Origin of the sequence: Caulobacter sp. FWC26 (assembly GCF_002742645.2) — a bacterium.
Lineage (GTDB): Bacteria > Pseudomonadota > Alphaproteobacteria > Caulobacterales > Caulobacteraceae > Caulobacter.
The window spans coordinates 3,309,798-3,331,692 of sequence record NZ_CP033875.1; the positions used below are offsets into that span (position 1 = coordinate 3,309,798).

General features: G+C 67.8%; 21 protein-coding genes. 14 read left to right on the forward strand and 7 right to left on the reverse strand.

Annotation, left to right across the window (positions count from 1 at the left end; all coding sequences use genetic code 11):
* The first annotated feature begins 10 nt into the window (after positions 1-10).
* From CSW63_RS17405 to CSW63_RS17415, 3 genes are read left to right on the forward strand one after another with little or no spacing between them, the layout of a single operon-like run.
* The gene (locus tag CSW63_RS17405; protein ID WP_062099728.1) at positions 11-1,384 is read left to right on the forward strand and encodes a DUF4139 domain-containing protein; all 1,374 of its coding nucleotides are present in this window, start codon (positions 11-13) and stop codon (positions 1,382-1,384) included.
* Positions 1,378-3,105 (forward strand): DUF4139 domain-containing protein, encoded by a 1,728-nt coding sequence (locus tag CSW63_RS17410; RefSeq protein ID WP_371415229.1) that lies wholly within the window; start codon positions 1,378-1,380, stop codon positions 3,103-3,105. The genes CSW63_RS17405 and CSW63_RS17410 overlap by 7 nt, the downstream gene beginning before the upstream one ends.
* Positions 3,106-3,153: 48 nt before the next feature.
* Positions 3,154-3,681, forward strand: a complete 528-nt coding sequence (locus tag CSW63_RS17415; RefSeq protein ID WP_062096220.1) for a TIGR00645 family protein — start codon at positions 3,154-3,156, stop codon at positions 3,679-3,681.
* 22 nt (positions 3,682-3,703) lie between these two features.
* Here the strand turns inward: CSW63_RS17415 and CSW63_RS17420 are convergent, their stop codons facing one another.
* Positions 3,704-4,423, reverse strand: coding sequence for a DUF1134 domain-containing protein (locus tag CSW63_RS17420; protein WP_062096221.1), 720 nt, complete (start codon positions 4,421-4,423; stop codon positions 3,704-3,706).
* A gap of 162 nt (positions 4,424-4,585) precedes the next feature.
* Between CSW63_RS17420 and lepA the strand changes: the two genes are divergently transcribed.
* On the forward strand, positions 4,586-6,394 hold the full coding sequence (lepA, locus tag CSW63_RS17425; RefSeq protein WP_062096228.1) for a translation elongation factor 4: 1,809 nt from the start codon (positions 4,586-4,588) through the stop codon (positions 6,392-6,394).
* Between the two features lie 137 nt (positions 6,395-6,531).
* Here lepA and CSW63_RS17430 read toward each other — a convergent pair whose 3' ends face one another.
* Both CSW63_RS17430 and CSW63_RS17435 read right to left on the reverse strand, forming a co-directional pair.
* A complete protein-coding gene (locus CSW63_RS17430; protein ID WP_062096222.1) occupies positions 6,532-8,994 on the reverse strand; it encodes a S8 family peptidase in 2,463 nt (820 codons plus the stop codon).
* Complete coding sequence (locus CSW63_RS17435) at positions 8,948-9,961, reverse strand: AAA family ATPase (RefSeq protein WP_197425256.1); 1,014 nt, start codon at positions 9,959-9,961, stop codon at positions 8,948-8,950. The genes CSW63_RS17430 and CSW63_RS17435 overlap by 47 nt, the downstream gene beginning before the upstream one ends.
* A gap of 428 nt (positions 9,962-10,389) precedes the next feature.
* Here CSW63_RS17435 and CSW63_RS17440 point away from each other — a divergent pair, with 428 nt between their 5' ends.
* Positions 10,390-11,406, forward strand: coding sequence for a hypothetical protein (locus tag CSW63_RS17440; RefSeq protein ID WP_062096224.1), 1,017 nt, complete (start codon positions 10,390-10,392; stop codon positions 11,404-11,406).
* Positions 11,407-11,428: 22 nt separating this feature from the next.
* On the opposite strand, the gene CSW63_RS17445 is transcribed toward CSW63_RS17440, so the two are convergent.
* A complete protein-coding gene (locus tag CSW63_RS17445; protein WP_062096225.1) occupies positions 11,429-12,208 on the reverse strand; it encodes a DUF3883 domain-containing protein in 780 nt (259 codons plus the stop codon).
* A gap of 45 nt (positions 12,209-12,253) precedes the next feature.
* On the reverse strand, positions 12,254-12,811 hold the full coding sequence (locus CSW63_RS17450; RefSeq protein ID WP_062096226.1) for a hypothetical protein: 558 nt from the start codon (positions 12,809-12,811) through the stop codon (positions 12,254-12,256).
* Positions 12,812-12,874: 63 nt separating this feature from the next.
* On the opposite strand from CSW63_RS17450, the gene CSW63_RS17455 reads away from it, so the two are divergent.
* A complete protein-coding gene (locus CSW63_RS17455; RefSeq protein WP_062096230.1) occupies positions 12,875-13,051 on the forward strand; it encodes a hypothetical protein in 177 nt (58 codons plus the stop codon).
* A 20-nt stretch (positions 13,052-13,071) separates the two neighbouring features.
* Here the strand turns inward: CSW63_RS17455 and CSW63_RS17460 are convergent, their stop codons facing one another.
* The gene (locus tag CSW63_RS17460; RefSeq protein ID WP_246842028.1) at positions 13,072-14,085 is read right to left on the reverse strand and encodes a M15 family metallopeptidase; all 1,014 of its coding nucleotides are present in this window, start codon (positions 14,083-14,085) and stop codon (positions 13,072-13,074) included.
* 74 nt (positions 14,086-14,159) lie between these two features.
* Here CSW63_RS17460 and CSW63_RS17465 point away from each other — a divergent pair, with 74 nt between their 5' ends.
* Positions 14,160-15,239 (forward strand): L,D-transpeptidase, encoded by a 1,080-nt coding sequence (locus CSW63_RS17465; RefSeq protein ID WP_062097689.1) that lies wholly within the window; start codon positions 14,160-14,162, stop codon positions 15,237-15,239.
* 73 nt (positions 15,240-15,312) lie between these two features.
* Here the strand turns inward: CSW63_RS17465 and CSW63_RS17470 are convergent, their stop codons facing one another.
* Positions 15,313-16,065, reverse strand: a complete 753-nt coding sequence (locus tag CSW63_RS17470) for a class I SAM-dependent methyltransferase (RefSeq protein WP_062097691.1) — start codon at positions 16,063-16,065, stop codon at positions 15,313-15,315.
* A gap of 163 nt (positions 16,066-16,228) precedes the next feature.
* On the opposite strand from CSW63_RS17470, the gene CSW63_RS17475 reads away from it, so the two are divergent.
* The 7 genes from CSW63_RS17475 to CSW63_RS17505 all read left to right on the forward strand — a co-directional run bounded on the left by CSW63_RS17475 (position 16,229) and on the right by CSW63_RS17505 (position 21,888).
* Complete coding sequence (locus CSW63_RS17475; RefSeq protein ID WP_062097693.1) at positions 16,229-18,331, forward strand: acylase; 2,103 nt, start codon at positions 16,229-16,231, stop codon at positions 18,329-18,331.
* Positions 18,332-18,416: 85 nt separating this feature from the next.
* Positions 18,417-19,019: a beta/gamma crystallin-related protein gene (locus tag CSW63_RS17480; RefSeq protein WP_062097694.1), complete on the forward strand. Its 603-nt coding sequence runs from the start codon at positions 18,417-18,419 to the stop codon at positions 19,017-19,019.
* An 11-nt stretch (positions 19,020-19,030) separates the two neighbouring features.
* Positions 19,031-19,447, forward strand: a complete 417-nt coding sequence (locus tag CSW63_RS17485; protein WP_062097696.1) for a beta/gamma crystallin family protein — start codon at positions 19,031-19,033, stop codon at positions 19,445-19,447.
* Between the two features lie 83 nt (positions 19,448-19,530).
* Positions 19,531-19,668: an entericidin A/B family lipoprotein gene (locus CSW63_RS17490; protein ID WP_062097698.1), complete on the forward strand. Its 138-nt coding sequence runs from the start codon at positions 19,531-19,533 to the stop codon at positions 19,666-19,668.
* Positions 19,669-19,738: 70 nt separating this feature from the next.
* Positions 19,739-20,131 (forward strand): DUF983 domain-containing protein, encoded by a 393-nt coding sequence (locus tag CSW63_RS17495; protein ID WP_062097749.1) that lies wholly within the window; start codon positions 19,739-19,741, stop codon positions 20,129-20,131.
* Between the two features lie 104 nt (positions 20,132-20,235).
* A complete protein-coding gene (locus CSW63_RS17500; protein WP_062097700.1) occupies positions 20,236-20,391 on the forward strand; it encodes a DUF3309 family protein in 156 nt (51 codons plus the stop codon).
* A gap of 63 nt (positions 20,392-20,454) precedes the next feature.
* Positions 20,455-21,888, forward strand: a complete 1,434-nt coding sequence (locus CSW63_RS17505; RefSeq protein ID WP_099503211.1) for an MFS transporter — start codon at positions 20,455-20,457, stop codon at positions 21,886-21,888.
* The last annotated feature ends 7 nt before the right edge of the window (positions 21,889-21,895 follow it).

Sequence of the window (21,895 nt, forward strand, 5' to 3'; positions counted from 1 at the left end):
GAGGACGTCGATGAACCGCCGCATGCTGCTGGCCTCGGCCGCGCTGCTACTGGCCCCGCTCGCCGCCCTCGCGCAGGAGCGCGAGGTCTCGGTCACCATCTACAATTCCAACCTCGCCCTGGTGGAGGATGCTCGCCCGCTGGACCTGAAGGCCGGGCGTCAGAAGCTGGAGTTCAAGGACGTCTCCGCCGCGATCCGCCCCGAGACGGTCAGCCTGTCGGCGCCAGGCGTGACGATCCTGGAGCAGAACTTCGACTACGACCTGCTGACGCCCGACAAGCTGATGCAGAAGGCGGTCGGACAGCAGGTCAAGATCGTCCGCACCAACCCCGGCGACGGCAAGGAGACCACCGAGGTCGCCACTGTCCTGGCCGCAAACCAGGGCGTCGTCCTGAAGATCGGCGACCGGATCGAGGTTCTGCGCGACGACGGCGTGCCGACCCGCGTGATTTTCGACAAGGTGCCCGAGACCCTTCGCGCCCGTCCGACCCTGTCGGTCAATGTCGAGGCCGCCACCGCCGGTCCGCGCCAAGCCAAGCTGAGCTACCTGACCTCGGGCCTGTCCTGGAAGGCCGACTATGTCGCCCTGTTCGACGAGGCCAAGGGCGCTCTGGATCTCCAGGGCTGGATCACGCTGTCCAACAACTCCGGCACGCCGTTCGAAAATGCGCGTACCCAGTTGGTGGCGGGCGACGTCAACCAGTTGAACGACGGCGGCGGTTTCCAGCCGCGTCGGTCGTCCGGGATGATCAGCGCTGGCGTGGAAAGCGGCGTGGGCGAGCGGGTCGCCGACTACTACGTCTATCCTCTGCCCGAGCGGACCACGATCGCCTCGAACCAGAGCAAGCAGGTCGGCTTCCTGTCGGCCCAGGGCGTCACCGCCAAGAAGGTCTATGAAGTCCGCGAAGGCTGGTTCACCAGCCAGGCCGAACCCGTGAAGGCCGTCGTCGCCATCCAGTTCAGCAACGCCAAGCTCGCGGGCCTGGGCAGCCAGCTCCCCGCCGGAACGATGCGCGTCTACATGCGCGACGCCGCCGGGGATCCCAAGTTCGTCGGCGAGAACGCCATCGGCCATACGCCCGGCGGCTCGGAACTCTCCATCAAGACCGGCGAGGCCTTCGACGTCTCCAGCCAGGCGACCCTGGTGGCGGAGTCCCGCGTCTCCAAGCGCCTGACCCGCTACGAGATGAAGTACCTGCTGCGCAACGCCAAGGACCAGCCGGTGACGGTGGAACTGCGCCAGGGCGGCCTCGGGCGCGATAGCACCGTAAAGACCGAAAGCCTGAAGGGCCGCCGTATCGACGCCAACACCCTGGGCTGGAGCGTGCCGGTTCCGGCCAATGGCGAAACCGTGCTGACCTTCACGGTCGAGACGGGGTGGTGATGAACAGATCCTCCTCACCCGCATCGCGGGGGAGGTGGCGCGATGCGAATACGCGTCGTGACGGAGGGGGCGTCGCCTCCAGTCTCAAGCGCCCCCTCCACCGCTTCGCGGTCCCCCTCCCCCGTTTCTCGGGGGAGGAGAAGCTGCTCGCGGCCAGCGCCCTTGCCCTCGCCGCCGCGCTCCCGGCACACGCCGAAACCCTCGCCTCGCGCGCGCCCGAGACGGTCGCGATCACCCTCTATCGCGACGGTGACGGACCGTTCCAGGCGATGTCCCCCTGGCTCCGACAGCAGTCGCGCGAAAAGGGTCTCGTTCTGGTCACCGAGACGCGCACCGTCGACCTGCCGGCCGGCCGCCACACGCTCCGCTTCGACGGCGTCGCCGAGGGCCTGATCCCGCAAAGCGCGGCGTTGGAGGGCCTGCCGGGCAAGGCGGTCGAGCGAAACTACGACTATGCCCTGCTGAGCCCCGGAACCCTCGTGGAACGTTCGCTGGGCCAACCGATCAAGGTGGTGCGCACCAATCGAACGACCGGTCGCCAGCAGACCGTCGACGCGACGCTGATCCAGGCCCCCTACGGTCTGATGGTCCGCACCGCCGAGGGCGTGGAGGCTCTGGGCTGTTCGGGCGGCCCCGAGCGCCTTGTGCTCGACCGCGTCCCCGATGGGCTCACCGACAAGCCCAGCCTCTCGACCGTCGTCGAGGTTCCCTCGCCCACGCGCGCCAAGGTGACCCTGTCGTATCTGGCGCTCGGCGTGAACTGGCAGGCCGACTATGTGGCGCGCATCCATCCCGACGGGCGCCGCCTGGACCTGACCGGCTGGCTGACCCTGGTCAACAGCGGCGGCAGCCAATTTGTCGGCGCCAAGACCCAGGCAGTGGCCGGAAAGCTTTCGCGCACCCCCGTGCGCGTGGACAGGGGGCAGTCAAAGACCATCTATCGCGCCTGCTGGCCGATGGACACCACCCACTACGGCCAGGCCCCGCCGCCGCCCCCTCCGCCCGCGCCGCCGCTCCCGATTCCGCCGGTCATGTCGGCCGTCCCCATGTTCGCCCCCTCGCGCGGCGAGGTGGTCGTCACCGGCGCGCGCGCCAAGCTGGCCGAGCAGTCGAACCTGGGCGACTACAAGCTCTATACCTTGCCCGAGCCGGTCACCCTGAACGCCCGGCAGACCAAGCAGGTCGCCTTCCTCGACCAGAAGGATGTGGCCTTCCAGCGGCTCTATGCGGTCGCAATGGACAGCTACAACGACTACGGCGAGGCCGACGCGCCGTTCGTGACGCCGGATGTCGTCCTGCGCCTCGAGAACAAGACCACCAACGGCCTCGGCAAGCCGCTGCCCTCAGGCGCCCTGTCGGCGATCGAAACCGCCGAGGGCCGCCCAACCTTCGCCGGCGAGCAAGCCGTACGCGACGTGGCGGTCGGCGAACCGATGGACCTGGTGATCGGCCGCGCCATGGACGTCCGCGCGCGCCCGCGTCTGGTCGAGGAACGCCGCCTTTCCAAGGACCGTGTGCGGCGGACCTACGAACTCGACCTCACCAACGCCAAGTCAGTTCCGGTCACGGTGGAGATCCGCCACGATCCCAGCGCGCCGCGCTTCAAGGTCGTGGCGGAGCCCCAGAAGCACGATATTCGGCAGGGTCAGGTCGCCTGGCGCGTGCGGCTGGCGGCGGGCGAGCAACAGACCTTCCGTTATGCGGTAGCCTTCAGCCGCTAAATACCGTCACGCTTGCGTCCTAGACGGAACGGCGGAGCGGAGATTCGGATGAAGAAGCCCATCGTGGAAACCTGGCTGGAACGCGGCCTGTTCGCCTCGCGTTGGCTGATGGCGCCGTTCTATGTGGGCCTGGTCCTGGCGCTGGCGGCGCTGCTGGTGGTGTTCTTCCAGGAACTGTTCCGCGAACTGCCGCACATTCTGTCGATGAAGCCCGAGGACGCGATCCTCATGGCGCTCACCCTGATCGACCTGTCGCTGGCGGCCAACCTGATGGTGATCGTGATCCTGTCGGGCTACGAGAACTTCGTCTCCAAGATCGACACCGCCAGCCACGAGGACCGTCCGGACTGGATGGGCACCGTCGACTTCTCGGGCCTGAAGATGAAGCTGATCGCCTCGATCGTCGCGATCTCGGCCATCGCGCTGCTGAAGGCCTTCCTGAAGCTCACCGAGCCCGGCGTCGCCCTCGACCAGGCCCGCCTGCTATGGCTGGTGGTCGTGCACCTTTCGTTCGTCGTCTCGGGCGTGCTGCTGGCGGTCATGGACTGGCTCAACAGCAGGGTCGAAAAGCACTGACGACCGAAACCGGCCCTCCGACCTAGAACGGCAGCTTGCGACGCTTGCGGCTGTAACCGAGGTAGCCGACGTTGGCGCCCAGGCGCAGGCCCACGCCCGCACGGATCGGCGCCAGCGTGATTTCGTCAGCTCGCTGATAGTTCACGCCCAGCCCGCCGATGAGGTAGGCGCTGCCCTCCACGCCCGGGAAGCGGCGGAAGATCGCGTCCGGGTACTGCAGATCATAGCACAGGGTGAAGACGCGGCTGGCGTTGCCGCCCCAGTCCCAGCCGATGGTCGGTCCCTGCCAGAACACCTCCAGCGTCGGCCGCCCCTTCATGTAGAGCAGGCCTCGGCCGTAGCGCAGCCCCGCGACAAAGGCGCCGGAGCCCTCTTCGCCGGCGATGTAGCCGGTGGGCTGGCCCTTGTCCTTGAAGATCTTCTCGATTGCCGCGCCGGCGCTTTCGGCCGTGACGCCCAGGAAGTCCGAGGTGGCGCGGATCATCTCATCGGCCGAGTAGGTCTGGGCCCGGCCGGTGTCGTAGGTCGGGGTCATCCCGCTGGACGCCGGGGCGGGGCCGGCCTGCGCGGCGGGCGCGGGGTAGGTCTCGCGCGGCGCGGGCGGCGGCGGCGCGTTGGGATCGGTGATCGGCTGAGCCGGCGGCAGCTGCTCGGCGGTGATCCGCTGACGCGCCAGGGCTTCCGAAGCCACGGCGGACAGGCCGAGGGCGGCGCTTGAGAGGATCAGCTTGCGACGGTCCATGTCAGGGCCTCCGGATCGAGTTGTTTGCAACACTGTTGCAAGCCATTGCGTCCGGTTTGGGGCTCCAAACTTAACGCGCGGTTAAGCATAACCGCCGCTCACGCCCCCACCGCGACCGCAACGCCCCTCGCGAAGCAGCGCAAATGTGATATGCGCACGCGCATGACTTCGACGCCTCTGGACAAGATCCGCAACTTTTCAATCGTGGCTCACATCGACCACGGCAAATCCACGCTCTCGGATCGGCTGATCCAGACGACCGGCGGCCTGACCGCGCGCGAGATGAGCGCCCAGGTCCTGGACAACATGGACATCGAGAAGGAGCGCGGCATCACCATCAAGGCGCAGACCGTGCGCCTGACCTACAAGGCCGCCGACGGCGAGACCTATATCCTCAATCTGATGGACACCCCCGGGCACGTCGACTTCGCCTACGAGGTCAGCCGCTCCCTGGCCGCCTGCGAAGGCTCGATCCTGGTCGTCGACGCCTCCCAGGGCGTCGAGGCCCAGACCCTGGCCAATGTCTACCAGGCCATCGACAACAACCACGAGATCGTCCCGGTCCTGAACAAGGTCGACCTGCCCGCCGCCGACGTCGACCGCGTCAAGGCGCAGATCGAGGACGTCATCGGCCTGGACGCCTCCGACGCCGTCGAGTGCTCGGCCAAGACGGGCCTGGGCATCCCCGACGTGCTGGAAGCCATCGTCACCCGCCTGCCCCCGCCCAAGGGCGACCCGAACGCCCCGCTCAAGGCCCTGCTGGTCGACGCCTGGTACGACGCCTATCTGGGCGTCGTCGTGCTGGTGCGCATCTTCGACGGCAGCCTGAAGGCCGGCCAGCAGGTCCGCATGATGCAGACCGGCGCCACCCACCGCATCGACAAGGTCGGCGTCTTCACGCCCAAGGCCACCGACGTCGAGTACCTGGGCCCCGGCGAGGTCGGCTTCTTCACCGCCTCCATCAAGGAGGTGGCCGACGCCGCCGTCGGCGACACCATCACCGACGAGAAGAAGCCCACCGCCGAAGCCCTCAAGGGCTTCAAGGAAGTGGTCCCGGTCGTGTTCTGCGGCCTCTTCCCGGTCGACGCCGCCGACTTCGAGGACCTGCGCGCCGCCGTCGGCAAGCTGCGCCTCAACGACGCCAGCTTCACCTACGAGATGGAGAGCAGCGCCGCCCTCGGCTTCGGCTTCCGCTGCGGGTTCCTCGGCCTCCTCCACCTGGAGATCATCCAGGAGCGCCTCTCCCGCGAGTTCGACCTCGACCTGATCGCGACCGCCCCCTCGGTGGTCTACAAGATCAAGCTGCGCAACGGCGACGAGATCGAGCTGCACAACCCCGCCGACCTGCCCGACGTCATGCAGATCGAGGAGATCGCCGAGCCCTGGATCAAGGCCACGATCTTCACCCCCGACGAGTACCTGGGCGGCGTCATCAAGCTGTGCCAGGACCGCCGCGGCATGCAGCGCGAGCTCTCCTATGTCGGCAGCCGCGCCATGGTCGTCTACGACCTGCCGCTGAACGAGGTGGTCTTCGACTTCTATGACCGCCTGAAGTCGATCTCGAAGGGCTACGCCAGTTTCGACTACCAGCTTGAGGACTACCGCCCCGGCGACCTCGTCAAGATGTCGATCCTGGTCAACAGCGAGCCCGTCGACGCCCTGTCGATGCTGGTCCACCGCAGCCGCGCCGAAAGCCGCGGCCGGGGCATGTGCGAGAAGATGAAGGACCTCATCCCCCAGCACATGTTCGTCATCCCGATCCAGGCCGCCATCGGCGGCCGCATCATCGCCCGCGAAACCGTCCGCGCCCTGCGCAAGGACGTGACCGCCAAGTGCTACGGCGGCGACGCCACCCGCAAGAAGAAGCTTCTGGAGAAACAGAAGGAAGGCAAGAAGCGGATGCGCCAGTTCGGCAAGGTCGAGATCCCGCAGGAAGCCTTCATCGCCGCCCTGAAGATGGACGAGGATTGATCGGGGCGGTTAGCGCTGGATTGTTGAGCTTGAAGCGCCCCCGCCGGGAGACTGGCGGGGGTGTTTTTGATTCATCTCTGCCGTTCGGAATGTCTGCTTCCTGGCGGTGACGGAGGCGCGAGCAACATCGATCCTGATCACACCGGCACGGTGATCGGCGGCTTGATGGCAAGGCGGTTGCGTACTTGAGTATAGATTCCTGCCACGCCGGTCATCTTCAAGGTGACAACCACGGCATAGGGTGTCGGGTCGATCACGTCGTCGACCTGACGCTGAATGACGATGTCAAAGGTGGCGTCCTGGCCAAACACCGCCGCCTTGTCGCCCTCCCAACGGCGATGAGCGACCGTGCCATTATGGATCTGATTATAGTCAGGCTGGCGGCCGCCCGCCGTGACCGCAAGGGCGGCGGCCGACTCCTTCGGCTCAATCATCTTGATCTGCACGCCACGATACTTGGGGGCCCCGATACGCGGCGGCGCGAGCCAGGCGACGGTCACCGCTACCTCATGAGGCGTGGCCTTGCCGACCATGGCGACGGGTAGCGGTACGCGCACGGTGTGGGCCTGATCGGAGTTAAGCCGGCCCACGCTCCAAAGCGTCGCCCGATCCTCGGCGCAGTCTAGGATGACGTCGCCGTCGATCGCGCCAAACCCCAGGAAACGACGGACGTTGTCCTTCTGCTGGACGCTGAACTTGCCGCTGGCCGGCCCGAGGGTCTCGACAATGAGGTCGCGCGCTTCGGTCCACCGGGCCGAATGCACCAGCATGGCCTTGAGCAGAACCGCCCGATGGGCCGAGGGAATGTCTAGGAAATCGTCGTAGACGGCCTCAAGCGCCTCATGGGCCCGACAGGCCAAGCCGGTCACCTGGGCAGCCGCCACGCTAGTGCCGATTGAGCGGGCCAGCGGGGCTGCCGCAGGATTAGTTGCGGTCGGGGGCGCGGCGACGAGAATGCCGCCGAAAGTTCCAGCGTTCTTACCCATGGGCCGCAGCGCATGGCCCGCGCCCTTGGGCATCAGTCGGACGTGATGCCGTCCGCCGGGCGCAAGGATATCGGGTTTGACCGCGCCGCCGTGACCGGGACCGAGCGCGCTGGAAACGGTGGATAAACCGGTCTGGCTCCAGACATCGAAGGTCGAGGCGGGCAAGGGTCCAACCGGCGCGTTGTCTTGATGCAGCGCTCCGACCGTGATGGCGTTAATCGACTCGGCTGGCGCCAGGACACGGCGATAGGCCATGGCCGAACCGCTGGCCTTCAAGGCAAGTTTCGCGCGTTCGAGCGGCGCTAGGTCCTCGAAGGCGATCGTATTGACCTCGTCGTTCACGAGGTCGGTGCCGTGATTGCCGGCGCTGATCACGAAGAGGATGCCGTAGGCATGGGACAGATAGTCGACGACGCGGGCCCAGCCAGACATCTTGCCGGAGAAAGGCTTGTTGCGGTCGCCCAGTGAAGCGTTGACGATAATCACTCCGGGCGCCGTCGGATCGGGCCCGGACTTCATACGCACGATGGCCTCGTGAAACAGGTCGGCAGGCAAGCGATCGGGAAAACGCTCGTCGTCATCGATCTGCGGTGGGGCGAACATTACGTTAACGAAATGGACGCGCCGCGTCAGCGGTGGCGATTGCGGCGCCAGAAGGTCGCCATGCACGACAGCGGACGCCATCGCCGTGCCGTGAAGGCGCGGTCCGACTGCCTGGGGCTCAAGACCGAAGGGATCCTCAATCGACAAACGTCCGGCCAACTGAGGGTGCAGCGCCAGCGGTACTGCGTCGAAGATCGCCGCGATCGGCGCGCCGTCCGGCAAGGGGGTCCCGCCATTGATGGTCCCGCCATCCTGGGCCTCGAAGGTGGTCAGATGCACGGCGCTTTGCGGTCGGATGTGCATAACTGCCTCGGAGGCTACGATACCCTCGTAACCCCGCGCGAGGATCGCCTGGATTTCCGCGATCGGCACGTCGGCCAGCATGGCGTGGTAGCGCGCGCCGTCGATCCGGGTCGAGGAGATGACTACGCCGCCTCGGGCCACGACCGAGGCGGTTGCCTGCGCTTGAACGCCCTGCGCCTCAGCGCGATAGACCAGTTCCAGCTCGATTCTGACCAGACCGCGGGCGTCGGCGCGTTGCTCGGCGAGCACGGCGCGATCCTCCAGAGTCAGGCGGTCTTCCGGCCCCCAAGCACGCAGATCCTTCATCTGCAGGAAGAGGTCGCGCCAAGGCGCGAAGCCTTGCGGCAGGGCTCGCCCGGCGGCGTGCTGACGCCACAGGCCGACCATCTGGGTCAGCGCTCTGGCGTCGGGGATCATCAAGTAGACCGCCGGATCACGGTCGCCGTCCTGGGCTTCAAGCTCGTCAGCCCCGACGAACTCGAGGCCTGGAACCCTGGCCGCGGCGCGCATGAACCCGCTGACGTCCGCCGTTAGATCAAAGACCAGCAGGCGCTCGGGCGCGATGCCGGCGGGGTCGGCCCTGAGCTGCAGCGCGTTGGCGCCGGGCGTCAGTATTTGGGCTAGGCGCTGAAGACGTTGACCGGCCGGCTTCTGCAGCTGTTCAGCGGTCGGAATCTGCCTTGGGCGCGGGAACCCGATCCTTGTCACGCGCGCGCGACCGGTTGGGTCGTCGAGTCTCAATAGCGGACGGTTCGGACGCTTCGCCATGTCCCTCCGGCGTCACTCTGGACGCCCACAACGCCAGCTCGTCACTCAGGACCTGCCGAAGCGACTCACCACCCTGAGCGAGAATATGTCTGCGACGCACGTTTTGGCAGAACTCGGACACTTCGGCAAAGCTTACCGCACCCAGTTTTTGGGCGACCTTCTCCGCCGATAGGCCGGAGGGCTCGGGCCAAGAATCCATAAAACGAGACACCAGCACTGCTCGGCCGGCGGCGTCCGGCCTTGGCATTTCGAGCCGAAGCTGGAAGCGACGCCAAACCGCGCGGTCGAGTAACTCGGCGTGATTGGTCGCGGCGACGGCGACGACATAACTGGGCAGTTGATCTAGCTGCATGAGCAGGAAGGAGACGACGCGCTTGATTTCGCCGGTCTCGTGAACGTCGCCGCGCTCCTTACCGACGGCGTCAAACTCATCGAAGAACAGAACGCACGGTATAGCGCGGGCATATTCGAACAGGCGCGCCATCCTGGCGTTAGTCTCGCCCAGATAGGCACCGACCAGGGCGTCGTAACGCACGGTCAACAGCGGTAAGGCAGTGGCCTGGGCGATCGCTTCGGCCAGCGAAGTCTTGCCGTTGCCCGGAGGACCAGACAGAAGGATTCGGTGACGCGGCTGCATGCCCTGCGCTCGCAACAGATCAGCCCGCAGCTGCTCTTGGATTAGTTGCTGGCTAAGCCGCTTGGCCGGCAATGGCAGGATCAGATCGCTTAGTTCGACCCGCGCCTCACTCTCGATCACGAAGTCGCGCCCGCCGGTGCTGCTGCGACGCAGATCCGCCGAATTGGTCACCGGCACCGACTGCAGGGCCCGCTCCAGTCGGTCCGCCAGCACATGATGGCTGCGTGACTTCTCCTCGGCGACGATCGCCTCCACGGTGGTGGTCAGCATCGAGCGATCGCCCGCCGCGCCAGCCCGAACCAGAGATATCAGCAGATCGCTTCGTGCCATGTCACCAACCTGCGGCCGCGCGCAGAATCTCCTTAAACGCTATCACAGGATCAACGCAGCGGGGAGCGAACTCCGTCCCAGCGGCCCCTGCGGCCGCCTTTAAGTCCGTCGATGCCGCAGATGTCCAGCTAAACACACCGTTGCGCCAAAAACGGACGAAGCGCCGTTGCCCTAACGCATTCATCGGTCGCAGGAAGTCTGCTCACGCAGGATGCGAATGAAGGTCGTTTTCCTGGAGCGATCTTAGAGTCCGCTCATGGCCCAACTCCCCACCTCTCCCAGGTCTAACCCCCTGAAATCCCTCACCCCGACCCCGCTCTACGCCCCGCTGCGTCCCCGGTGTCCGGAGCGGCCGTATTCTACGGCTCATGAGCAAGTCCCATCCCGACGCCCCCGCCACCTGGTTCCGCCTCTCGGAGGCCTCGTGGGCCCAGATCGCCGAGGAGTACAAGAACGGCGCGACCGCCGCCGAGCTGGGGGCCAAGTGGAAGGTCTCGCCGACCAGCATCTATCGCCACGCCTGCAAGAACGGCTGGACCAAGAAGGCGCACAGCGATGCGGTGGCGCGCGAGCACGCGGCGGCCTTCGAGGCGCAGGCGGAGGCCGCGCGGCGGGCGGCGCTGGGCGGCGCGGGGGCGCTGCCGGGCGAGCTGTGGCTGACCGGCGATGAGGACGCCGACGCCGAAGCGCTTGACGCCTTCGATCCGGCCTTCGCCGCCGCGTCGGGTCGGGCGCCGCCCCCGCCTCCGCGGCCGCCCCCGCTGTCGACCGATCCGTCCGACCTGAAGGCCGCGACGCTGGCGCGGCTGGCGGCGGCGATCCAGTCGGGGCGCGACCAGGAGGCGCTCAGGCTGGCCACCCCGGCCGACCGGCTGACGCGGCTGGCGACGGCCGACCAGGAGGGGCTGGGGTCGTTTCCCGGCGACGGGTCCAACGGCGATGAGCCCTATGACGCCGAGCGGGCGCGCCTTCTGATGACCGGCTTTGTCGACTGGCGGCCGTCGCGGGCCCAGGTCGAGCACGAGACGGCCTACATGTTCCGCTCGATCTACCTGATCGCCCTGGCCATGCTGGTGAGCCCCGACAGCGTGCCGGGCCTGTTCAAGCGGCGGGTCCGGCGCTTTCGCCGCGACTATCTGGGCGAGGACGATCCCGAGGCGTTGGAGGCCGCCGAGATCATCACCGAGGCCCTGCTGCGCCAGCAAGAGGTGGTGGCCATGGACTTCACCGGCCCGACGCCACAGCCGGCCCGCAAGCTGCCGGCCCGCACCTGGCCGCCGCCGCGTCCGCCCTACCCCTCGCGCAAGGACCTGGCCAGGGAGGCCACGCCCCTGCCGCCGGCCGAGCCGCCGCGCGGGGCGGTGCGGTATGGGCGGCGGCGCTAGAGCGTGAGGCCGCCCCCTCGCCTCACCCGAACGGCGGCTTGACCCGGTAGAAGCGCCCTTCGCCCAACAGGTCGTAGACGCGGATGACGCGGAAGGCGTCGGGCTGGGCCTGGGACAGGTCCTGCTCGGCGCTGGTCAGGGCGAACGGGGCGAACTCGCCGGCCAGGGTGGTCTTGACCACGATCAGGCGCGGCGTCTCGTCGAGCCCGAAGCCGATGACGTCGCAGCCGTCAGGATCTCCGCCGCGCGCCGGGCGGACACGGGCGCCGATGTCGGGACGGCCGTGGTCGGACAGGCGGCGGGCCTCGTGGGCGACGACGCTGGCGACGCCCAGGGCTCCCAGAAAGCGGTCTTCCTGCGCGCGCCGGCCCATGTCGAAGCGCTGCAGCACCTGCATCAACCGCTCGCTCCTCGCCGCCGGCGGGGGCGGCGCGGTTTCGACCAGGGGCACAGCGTCGGGCGCGGCGAACAGGGCGTCGGGGCGTATGACGGCGGCCAGCAGGGCGGGCTTGGCGGCCAGCTGCTCCTCGACGGCGTCCAGCAGGGCGTCGTCATAGCTCCAGCGGGGCGGCTGGTCCTTCAGGATCGGCAGGCCGATCAGCGACAGCACCGCCGAGATCTCGCCCTGCTTCCAGCTGATCGGGCCGTCGGCCTTGCCGGTGACGAAGCGCACGGTGCGGGCGTGGGCGGCGCGGTCGACGGGCTTGCCGGCCAGGGTCTTTTCCAGCTGGGCGACATAGTCGCCCACCACCACCGCGAGGTCCGCCCCCGTCCACTCACGCCCGACCGATTCCCCCGTCATGGCGCGATGATGCGGCAGCCGCGCCCGGCGCGCCAGCGGTGAAGCTCAGCGCGCGCCGGAGGCCACGGCCGAGGGGGCGTCCTGGACGGGCGTCTGGTCGTCATTGAGGCCGGCCGCCTGCATCGCGCGCCGCATCGTCGTCACCGGGGCGTCGGCGCCGACCTTGAAAGTCAGGACAGCGGTCTCGGCGGGATTGTCGCCGAGGTTGGCGAAGCCGCCCGCACGCTCGGCGTTCAGGGTGACGCCGTAGGTCCGGTTCGGCAGCACGCGGCACAGCAGGACGAAGGTCTTCTGGTCCGACAGCAGGCGGGGCGTCTTCACGCAGTCCATCGGCTCGGCGCCGGCGGCCGGGGCGTAGTTCCAGGCGGTCGGCGACATCTGCTGGTCGAAGGCGACCTTCAGGATCAGCACGCCGGGGGCCACCACCTGATCGCGCGCGGGATAGGTCGAGACCAGCTTGGGCGGCAGGGTCGGCGGCAGGATCAGCACCGGCGACACCGCGTTCGGCGCCTCCGGCGGCGGCTTCTGCGCCTGGGCCTGGACGCTGGCTCCGCCCAAGGCGGCCAGAAGGATCGAGACGGGAACCAGGCGACGGCGCGACATCTTTCCAGACTGACGTTCAAGCGCGGCCTTCTCAAGGCGCCATTGCAGGCCTACATCGCATCCATGACCGACAAGACCGACACCGCCCCCGACGGCGAGACGCCGATGCAGCGGGCCCTGCGCCTGAAAAAGGCCGCCCAGGGCCGCCATGGCCATGGCCCCAAGGCCTCCAGCGGCAAGGTCGAGCGCGCCAGCGCCGCCGCGCCGACCGGCAAGTCCAAGCCCTGGATGACGCGATAACGCCTGAGGGCGCTTGACGTCTAAGACTCGGGCGGAGAGTCGGTGACCGGCTCCGAGCCGGCTTGCGGCAGGCTCGAGATCGGCCGTCCCGGCAACAGCGGCTCGCCGGTCCACTCCCAGTGCCAGGGCTCGTAGACGTAGTTCACGAACCCGAAGCGGCCCGCATTCGCCACCATCCAGCGATAGGCGGGCGAGCGGGCCATCGCCAGGCGGTTGACGTCGTCGGTGGACGCCGGTCCGAACCCGGGCGCGCCCTCAAGGACCAGATCGACCGCCAGCCCTGTCCGGTGCGCCGAGCAGATCGTCCGCACAAGGCCCTGGCAGTTACGCTCCGCAGCGCAACGCGCCGCGTCGGTGTCAGGCGCGCGGAAGCCCGAGAAGATCGCCAACTGGCCGGCGCGGATGGACACGTCGTCAGCCCTCGCCGCCTCAACCATGCGCCGATAGGCCGCCAGAGCGGCGGGGCGGAGGCGCACGATCTTGCCGCCATAGGTCTCGGCGGGGCCCGCCGCGACCAGGGTCGCCTCGGGCGGCGCGCCGGGACACAGGCCCTGCCGGTTCACGCGCACGAAGGGCCGCGCCAGATGCCAGCCCGGCGCCATCGCGGCGAAGGTTTCCGGGCCGAACAGACCGCTCGGCGCCAGGCCGCGCGCGCCTTGCCATCGCGCCAGGGCGGCGGCGAAGGCTCGCGTCTGCGGCCCGCACGTCGCGCCGATCTCGGCGGCGATCCGCGGCCCATAGATCTCCCAGCCCTGCTCGGGCTTTCCGAAGGGCGACCAGGCCAGGGTCGAGAGCGACCGCGCATTGGCGGCGGCGGCGCCTGGCGGCGCAGATCCCTGATCGCAGGCTTGCGGACCACCGGCGCTGATCGCGGATCCTGCTGGCGGATCGATGGACGGGATGTAGGCGCTTTCCGCCCCCTCAGCCCTTTGAGGCGCGTCGCTGTCCGGCGTCGACGGCCACCACAGCCAGAGGCCGCCGGCCACGCCGATCAACAGGACAAATCCCAGCATCAGCCGGCGCAGCGCGCTCACGTCGATCTCCCGCCTGATGGAACTTCGCCATGGCTCAAGGTTTGAGACGGGAGAGTGTTCCGCCTGGAGAGCGTATGACTGGTCTGGCTTCCCGTATCGCCCTTCTGGCTGTTCTGGCCCTCACCGCTTGTGACGATCCCCAACCGGCCAAGCCGCCATCCGGACGCACGGTGCAGAAGGTCGAGACGCCCAAGCCCCCCGCGCCCGCCGCCCTGGCCTCGCGCTCCCCCGTGGCCCGGGCGCTCAATGCGGCGCGGTTTGACCCGAACGCTTCGACGCCTGAAGCGCGACGCGACGTCTTGGTGCGGATCCAAACGCTTCTGGACCGCGCGCATTTCTCTCCCGGCGTGATCGACGGCCGCGACGGCGCCAACCTGACCCTGGCGATCAAGGCGTTCCAAACCGCGCGAAAGATCACGCCGGACGGACAGGTCAGCCAGGCCTTGCTGGACGCCCTGACGACGGCCGACGGCGGCCCCGTTCTGGTCGACTACAGCATCACCGCAGAAGACGTGGCCGGCCCGTTCACCCCCGCCATCCCCAAGGACGACTACGAGGCCATGGCGGCCCTGCCCGCCCTCAACTACGCGACCCCGCTGGAGATGCTTGCGGAGCGGTTCCACATGGATGAGGCGCTGCTCCAGATGCTGAACCCCGGCGTGGACTTCGGCGTCGCGGGAACCACGATCGTCGTCGCCGCCGTCGGAAACGACACCCTGGACCGCAAGGTCGAGCGGATCGAGATCGACAAGACCCTGGGCCAGGTCCGGGTGTTCGACGCGGCCGGGGCTCAGCTCGCCGTCTACCCCGCGACCGTCGGCAGCGCCGAGCGCCCGGCCCCCGAGGGTGAGTGGGCGGTTCGCACGCTGGCCCCGCGTCCGACCTACACCTACGATCCCTCACGTCTGACATTCGGCAAGGCGAAGGCCAAGCTCACCATCAAGGCTGGGCCCAACAACCCGGTCGGCTCGACCTGGATCGACCTCACCAAGGACACCTACGGCATCCACGGCACGCCGGATCCCCACCTGGTCAACAAGCGCGCCTCGCACGGGTGCGTGCGGCTGACCAACTGGGACGTCGCCGAACTGGGCGCGGCGGTCGCCAAAGGCGCGCGCGTCATCTTCATGGGCCAGGAAACGCGGGCGGCCTAGAGCCTCGCGCGTCAATACGGAATCGTTTTGACGCGATAATGAGGCTCTGAATCAAATACTTGGAGCGTGGTCGTCACTTCGGTTTGCGGAACTTCAGGATGAACTGATCGGTCTTGCCGCGAATGGCGGGGTCGAAGACGTTGATCGTACGTGCATCCGCCGGATCGGCCAGCAAGGCGCTTTCTGCCTCCAGCTTGAAGCCCGCCGCCTCGACCTCCGCCTTGACCGCGGCGATGTCGATGCGGTGCAGGGTGTCGGCGGCGGTGATCCCCGAACCGGCGACCGCCGAGTGATCGATCACCAGGAACACGCCGCCCGGCTTTAGCGACTTGAAGATCTCGGCGTTGGCCTTGGCGGCCGTGTCCGTCGGGAACGGCTTCAGATGCATGTCATGATAGTTCTGGACGGTGATCACGGCGTCGACATTGTCGGGCAGGTCCAGCGCGGTCATCGGGCCGTCCAACGGCTTGCTGTTGGCCAGGGCTGCGGTCACCGATTTCAGGCTCTCGCCGTAGCGAGCCGCGAACTTGATGAACTCGGCCGGCTGGTAGGCGTAGACGACGCCCTTGGGCCCGACAGCGCCCGAGATGATCCGCGTGAAGTATCCCCCGCCCATGATGTAGTCGACGACCATGTCGCCGGGCTTGAGCTCGGCCATGGCCAGGATCTCACCCGGATGCCGGGCGGCGTCGCGGGCGGTGTCCGCAGCCGGGCGCGCCGGATCGGCGACCGCCTTGGCGATGTTTTCGGGAACCTGAGCGAACGCCGGCGCGGCGATCGCGAACGCTAGAACAGCCAAAGCCGGAACCGTAAACCTGCGAGCCATCGCGCGCCTCCCTGATGTCCGCCCCTGTCGTATCAGGCCCGGAGCGCCCAACGAACGGCGTTATCATGAAGTTTCGGCAAGGTTTGGTCGAACCCGGCCCTTTCCCCCGTCCGCCCCGCCCCGCATGATCGTCCCTAACGAACAAGGGACGGGGGAGACGGGGATGAAGTGGATCCTGCGCGGGATCGGCGGGCTGCTGGCGCTTGTGGTGATCGCGGCCCTGGCCCTGATCGCCATCGATCGCTCCAGCCTGCCCAGGGCGCCCAGCCGGCAAGCGCTGCTCGACAAGGCCAAGCTCTACGACGTCCGGATCCGCCGCGACGAATGGGGCGTGCCGCACGTGCTGGGCGCCACCGACGCCGATGCGGCCTTCGGCCTTGGCTACGCCCAGAGCGAGGACGACTTCGAGACCCTGCAGGATGTGGTGCTGGCCACGCGCGGCGTGCTGGCCCGCAGCAAGGGCGCCAGCGCCGCGCCGACCGACTATGTGGTCTCGCTGCTGGAGGTCTGGCCGACCGTCGACAAGCACTATGACGCGTTGCCGGCGGACCTGCGCGCGATCATGGAGGCCTATGCCGATGGGGTCAGCCTCTATGTCGCCAAACATCCGGAGAAGGCCAAGCCCGGCCTTCTGCCCGTCACCGGCAAGGACGTCGCCGCCGGCTTCATCTTCAAGCAGCCCTTTTTCTACGGCCTGGACGGCGAGCTGCGCCGGATCACCGCCCCGGCGACAAAGGGACCACCGCCCAAGGGGTCCAACGGGCTTGCGACGGCCCCCTCGCGCAGCGTCGACGGCGCCACGCGGCTGTTGGTGAACTCCCACCAGCCCTACACCGGCCCGGTCGCCTGGTACGAAGCCGTCGTTCAGAGCGGCCAGGGCTGGCACGTGGCCGGCGGCTTCTTTCCCGGTTCGCCGTTCATGTTGCACGGACACAACGCAACGCTCGGCTGGGCCAACACCGTCTCCAAGCCCGACCTGGTCGACGTCTATCGTCTCACCATCAACCCGGCCAACAAGAACCAGTACCGGCTGGACGGCCAGTGGAAGGATTTCGACAAGCGTTATGTCACCCTGCGCGTGAAGCTTTTGGGCCCCATCGTCCTGCCGGTCCGCAAGGCGGTGCTGCGCTCCGCGCACGGGCCGGTGCTGGAGACCAAGCAAGGCGTCTTCGCCATCCGCTATGCGGGCATGGGCGAGTGGCGCCAGCCGCTGCAGTACTGGCGGCTCAACCGGGCGCGGACCCTCGAGGACTGGCGCGCCGCGATCGCCACCCACGCCATCCCCAGCCTGAACTACGTCTATGCCGACGCGGCCGGAAACATCGGCTTCGTGCACAACGGCCAATACCCGAACCGCAAGGCCAAGGCCGACTGGAGCGGCGTGTTGCCCGGCGATCGCTCCGACCTGATCTGGCAAGGCTATTTGCCCGTCGAGCAGAGCCCGCAACTGTGGAATCCGAAGTCGGGCCTCGTCTTCAACTCCAACAACACGCCCTTCGAGGCCAGCGAGGCGGCCGATAACCTCAAGCCGGCGGACTTCCCGGCGTCCATGGGCCTGCAGACCAACATGACCAACCGCGCCTGGCGGGCCCTGGAGACCTTCGGCGCCGACCGTGCGATCACCGAGGCCAGCTTCCGCGCCCACAAGTTCGACGTCGCTTTCAGCGATCGTTCCAGCGTCATGGCGATGGTGCGCGAGGTGCTCGCGGTCGATCCCAAGGGCGACGCCGACCTCGCCGAGGCCCAGGAGATCCTGCGCGCCTGGAACAAGCAGGCCGACCGCGCCAACCGCGGCGCGGCCCTGGCCGCGCTGATGAGCCAGCCGATCCTCTTCGCCAACACGAACGGCGACCCGGCGCCCGCGCCGATCGACAGCCTGCGTGCGGCGATCAAGACGCTGAAGACCCACTTTGGCCGCCTGGATCCGGAGTGGGGCGAGGTCAATCGAATCCGACGCGGCAAGGTCGATCTGCCGATCGACGGCGCCGCCGACACCTTCCGCTCGGTCTGGGGCAAGCCCCAGAAGGACGGGACCACCACCGCCGACGGCGGCGACACGCTCGTGATGTTCGTGACTTGGGACAAGGCGGGCGGGCTGCGATCGGAGAGCATCCACCAGTTCGGCTCGGCGACCCTGGACGCGACCTCGCCGCACTACGCCGACCAGACGCCGCTGTTCGTGGCCATGAAGACCAAGCCTGTGCGCTTCACAGAGGACCAGCTGAAGGGCCACATCAAGATCGATTACCGCCCTGGCGAGCGCTGAACGATCGAGCTGAGCCGTTCAGCCGCCGTTCAGGCGCGGCGCGGCTAGGTTACATCAACGATCACGCCTCGGTTGGGGGAACATCATGCGTAAGACCTTCGCGCTCGCGGCCTTCTCCGTCCTGGCCATGGCCAGCGCGGCCTCGGCCCAGGCGCCCTATTGGAACGGCCGCTACGATGACCCGCCGCGCGGCTCCTATACCCGCTCCTGCCGCGAGATCACGGCCTTCAACGGTCAGGTCTGGGCGCGCTGCCAGACCGATCGGGGCGGTTGGGAATGGAGCAGCGCGCGCGCTCGCGATTGCGGCGGCCAGGGCCTGGAAAACCGTGATGGCCGCCTGCAATGCGCCGGCTTCGTGGGTCCTGGCCCCGGCCCGGGCGGCGGCGGTTGGAACGGTGGCGGCGGACGCCCGCCCTACGGCGGCGGCGGCGGCGGTTATCGCGGCGACATCCTGATGTTCGAGGACGCCGGTTACCAAGGCCGCGTCTACGAGGTGATGGGCGACACGCCCGATCTCGACGTCGCGCGCTTCAACGACAAGGCCTCGTCCATCCGCATCGTGCGCGGTCAGTGGGAAATCTGCGAGCACGCCAACTACCAGGGCCGCTGCAGCCGCCTAGACGCCGATCAATACGTTCTTCCGCGCGAGTGGAACGACGCCATCAGCTCCATCCGCCGCATTCGCTGAGGGAGGCCTCCATGCGCAAGACCGCATTCCTGATCACCTGCGGCGCCCTGGCGCTGCTGACCACCCAGGCCCTGGCGCAAGATCGCGACTGGGACCGCCGCGACCACCGCTACGAGCAGCGGGATGACCGTTATGACCGTCGCGACGACCGGCGGGACGACCGCCGCGATCGCTGGGGCGGCGGCGGGGTCGTGCTGTTCGAGCACCGCGACTTCTACGGCGACGCCCGGCCGATCCGGGGCGACATGCCCGATCTGGCGCGGATCGGCTTCAATGACCGCGTCTCCTCGATACGGATCTCGCGGGGGGCCTGGGAGTTCTGCGAGCACGCCTACTTCCAGGGACGCTGTTGGGTGTACGACTACGATGTCGGGGTGCTGCCCAATCGACAGAACGACCGCTTCAGCTCGGTCCGCCGGGTTCGCTGACCGCCCGGCCGCGCCCGGCCCTTGAAGCTCGGCGCGGCCCATGGCTAAGGTCGCCGCGATCCCGTCCAAGGTGGAGTTTTCGGATGCGTAAGTTGGTTGTCCTCGCCGTCGCCGCCTCGGCGCTGCTCGTTTCGGCCTGCAACACCATCGAAGGCGTTGGCCGTGACGTCTCGTCGGCCGGCAAGGCCGTCAGCGGCGCCGCGCGCGACGCCAAGCACTAGCCGCTCAAGGCTATAGCTCTGGGCCATGCGACGGCGGGTCGCCCTTTTCTCGCCGTCGCTGCAGGCGCATATGGACGCCATGTCTGAGCCTCATCCCTCCGCGTCCGTGTTCACAGGCCTCAAGCGCGGCCTTCAGCACCGCTGCCCCAACTGTGGCGAGGGCCGGCTGTATCGGCGCTATCTGAAGGTGGAGCCGGTCTGCGAGGCATGCGGCCACGAACTGGGCCTCTATCCCGCCGATGACGGTCCGGCCTATTTCACGATCCTGCTGGTCGGCCACGTCATCGTGGCGCCCATGCTGATCTTCCCGTGGATCTGGGAAGCCTCGCCGTGGCTGGTGGCGCCGCTGACCCTGATCCCCCTGACGACCCTGACCCTGGTCGCGCTGCCCCGCGTGAAGGGCGCCGTGATCGGCATGCTGTGGGCCATCAAGATCCGCAAGGCGGAAGACGCGCCGACCTGACGGAACCTTTCCGGTCGGAACCGACAAGCGGCGCCGCGAATTCCGAACCCATGACCTCGCGTCGCCACGGTGGCTGACGCGGGCTCGGAGGGAACTCTCGGACCATGCTTGGCACGATCCTTATCATCATCCTGATCCTGGCCCTGATCGGCGCGCTGCCCACCTGGGGCCACAGCCGCTCGTGGGGCTACTTCCCCAGTGGGGGCCTTGGCCTGATCCTCGTGATCCTCATTATCCTGGTGCTGATGGGCAGAATCTAGCACCGCCTTGCCCTGACACGACGTTCGCCTAATCTCCCCCTTCGAACTGAGGGGGGAGATTTCATGACGGCGACAGCCGAGGCCACGCGCCTCACGCCGATGGCCAGGGCCCGGGCGATCCTGGGCGGCTCGGCCGGCAATCTAGTCGAATGGTACGACTGGTTCGCCTACGCCGCCTTCACCCTCTATTTCGCGCCCGCCTTCTTTCCTAAGGGCGACCAGACCGTCCAGCTGCTGCAGGCGGCGGCGGTCTTCTTCCTGGGGTTCGTCGCGCGCCCGATCGGCGCCTGGCTGATGGGCCTCTATGCCGATCACGCGGGTCGCCGCGCGGCGCTGTCGGTTTCTGTGGCGCTGATGTGTGGCGGCGCCCTGATCATCGCCGTCACCCCGGACTTCAAGACCATAGGCCTGTGGGCCCCCGCCATCCTGCTGTTCGCCCGCGTGCTGCAAGGGCTGTCGGTCGGCGGCGAGTATGGGGCCAGCGCCACCTATATGAGCGAGATGGCGGGGAAGGCCCGCCGCGGCTTCTGGTCAAGCTTCCACTATGTGACCCTGATCGCTGGCCAGCTGCTGGCGCTGGGCGTTCTGATCATTCTGCAACGCACCCTGGGCGAAGAGGCCCTGAAGGCCTGGGCCTGGCGGGTTCCGTTCATCATCGGCGCCCTGCTGGCGGTCGTGGTGTTCTGGATCCGTCGCGGGCTTGAGGAGAGCATCTCGTTCAAGCGGCCCGCGCAGAGTGAGACCCTGTCCCGGACCCAGGTCGCCAGTGCGGCCGTGTTCTTGCTGCTGACCATCGTCGCGGCCGCCCTGGGGCTTACCGGCGGACCATCGGCGAAGGCCGCCCAGTATCTGGGCGCGGCGTTCCTGGTCCTGTTCTTCGTCTCGCTGATCGTGCCGCTGATCCGCCGCCATCCGCGCGAGAGCCTGCTGATCATGGGCCTGACCGCCGGCGGGTCGCTGACCTTCTATGTCTACACGACCTATATGCAGAAGTTCCTGGTCAACACCGCCGGGTTCAGCAAGGCGGAGGCGTCCGAGGTCAGCGCCCTCAGCCTGATCGCCTTCATGCTGATGCAGCCGCTGGCCGGCTGGTTGTCGGACCGCTTTGGCCGCAAGCCGATGCTGATCATCGCGTTTGGGGGCGGCGCCCTGACCATCTGGCCGATCATGACCGCCATCAGCCAGTCAACCTCGGTCGGTGTGGCCCTGGCCCTGATCCTCGCCGGCGTCGCGTTTCAGTCCTGCTACACCTCGATCAGCGCCGTGGTGAAGGCCGAGATGTTCCCGGCGGAGATCCGCGCCCTGGGCGTCGCCCTGCCCTACGCCCTGGCCAACGTCCTGTTCGGCGGCACCGCCGAGATGGTCGCCCTGGCCTTCAAGCATGAGAACCTGGAAAGTACGTTCTATCTGTATGTCGCCGCGGTGATGACCGTGGGACTGCTCTGTTCGGTCATCCTCAAGGACACCAGTCGCCACAGCCTCATCCATGAGGACTAAGCCAGTT

Coding starts and splice junctions, on each gene's coding strand:
- CSW63_RS17405 (WP_062099728.1), top strand. CDS start 11: ATGAACCGCCGCATGCTGCTGGCCTCGGCCGCGCTGCTACTGGCCCCG.
- CSW63_RS17415 (WP_062096220.1), top strand. CDS start 3,154: ATGAAGAAGCCCATCGTGGAAACCTGGCTGGAACGCGGCCTGTTCGCC.
- CSW63_RS17420 (WP_062096221.1), bottom strand. CDS start 4,423: ATGGACCGTCGCAAGCTGATCCTCTCAAGCGCCGCCCTCGGCCTGTCC.
- lepA (WP_062096228.1), top strand. CDS start 4,586: ATGACTTCGACGCCTCTGGACAAGATCCGCAACTTTTCAATCGTGGCT.
- CSW63_RS17435 (WP_197425256.1), bottom strand. CDS start 9,961: ATGCTGACCACCACCGTGGAGGCGATCGTCGCCGAGGAGAAGTCACGC.
- CSW63_RS17440 (WP_062096224.1), top strand. CDS start 10,390: ATGAGCAAGTCCCATCCCGACGCCCCCGCCACCTGGTTCCGCCTCTCG.
- CSW63_RS17445 (WP_062096225.1), bottom strand. CDS start 12,208: ATGACGGGGGAATCGGTCGGGCGTGAGTGGACGGGGGCGGACCTCGCG.
- CSW63_RS17450 (WP_062096226.1), bottom strand. CDS start 12,811: ATGTCGCGCCGTCGCCTGGTTCCCGTCTCGATCCTTCTGGCCGCCTTG.
- CSW63_RS17455 (WP_062096230.1), top strand. CDS start 12,875: ATGACCGACAAGACCGACACCGCCCCCGACGGCGAGACGCCGATGCAG.
- CSW63_RS17465 (WP_062097689.1), top strand. CDS start 14,160: ATGACTGGTCTGGCTTCCCGTATCGCCCTTCTGGCTGTTCTGGCCCTC.
- CSW63_RS17470 (WP_062097691.1), bottom strand. CDS start 16,065: ATGGCTCGCAGGTTTACGGTTCCGGCTTTGGCTGTTCTAGCGTTCGCG.
- CSW63_RS17475 (WP_062097693.1), top strand. CDS start 16,229: ATGAAGTGGATCCTGCGCGGGATCGGCGGGCTGCTGGCGCTTGTGGTG.
- CSW63_RS17480 (WP_062097694.1), top strand. CDS start 18,417: ATGCGTAAGACCTTCGCGCTCGCGGCCTTCTCCGTCCTGGCCATGGCC.
- CSW63_RS17485 (WP_062097696.1), top strand. CDS start 19,031: ATGCGCAAGACCGCATTCCTGATCACCTGCGGCGCCCTGGCGCTGCTG.
- CSW63_RS17490 (WP_062097698.1), top strand. CDS start 19,531: ATGCGTAAGTTGGTTGTCCTCGCCGTCGCCGCCTCGGCGCTGCTCGTT.
- CSW63_RS17495 (WP_062097749.1), top strand. CDS start 19,739: ATGGACGCCATGTCTGAGCCTCATCCCTCCGCGTCCGTGTTCACAGGC.
- CSW63_RS17500 (WP_062097700.1), top strand. CDS start 20,236: ATGCTTGGCACGATCCTTATCATCATCCTGATCCTGGCCCTGATCGGC.
- CSW63_RS17505 (WP_099503211.1), top strand. CDS start 20,455: ATGACGGCGACAGCCGAGGCCACGCGCCTCACGCCGATGGCCAGGGCC.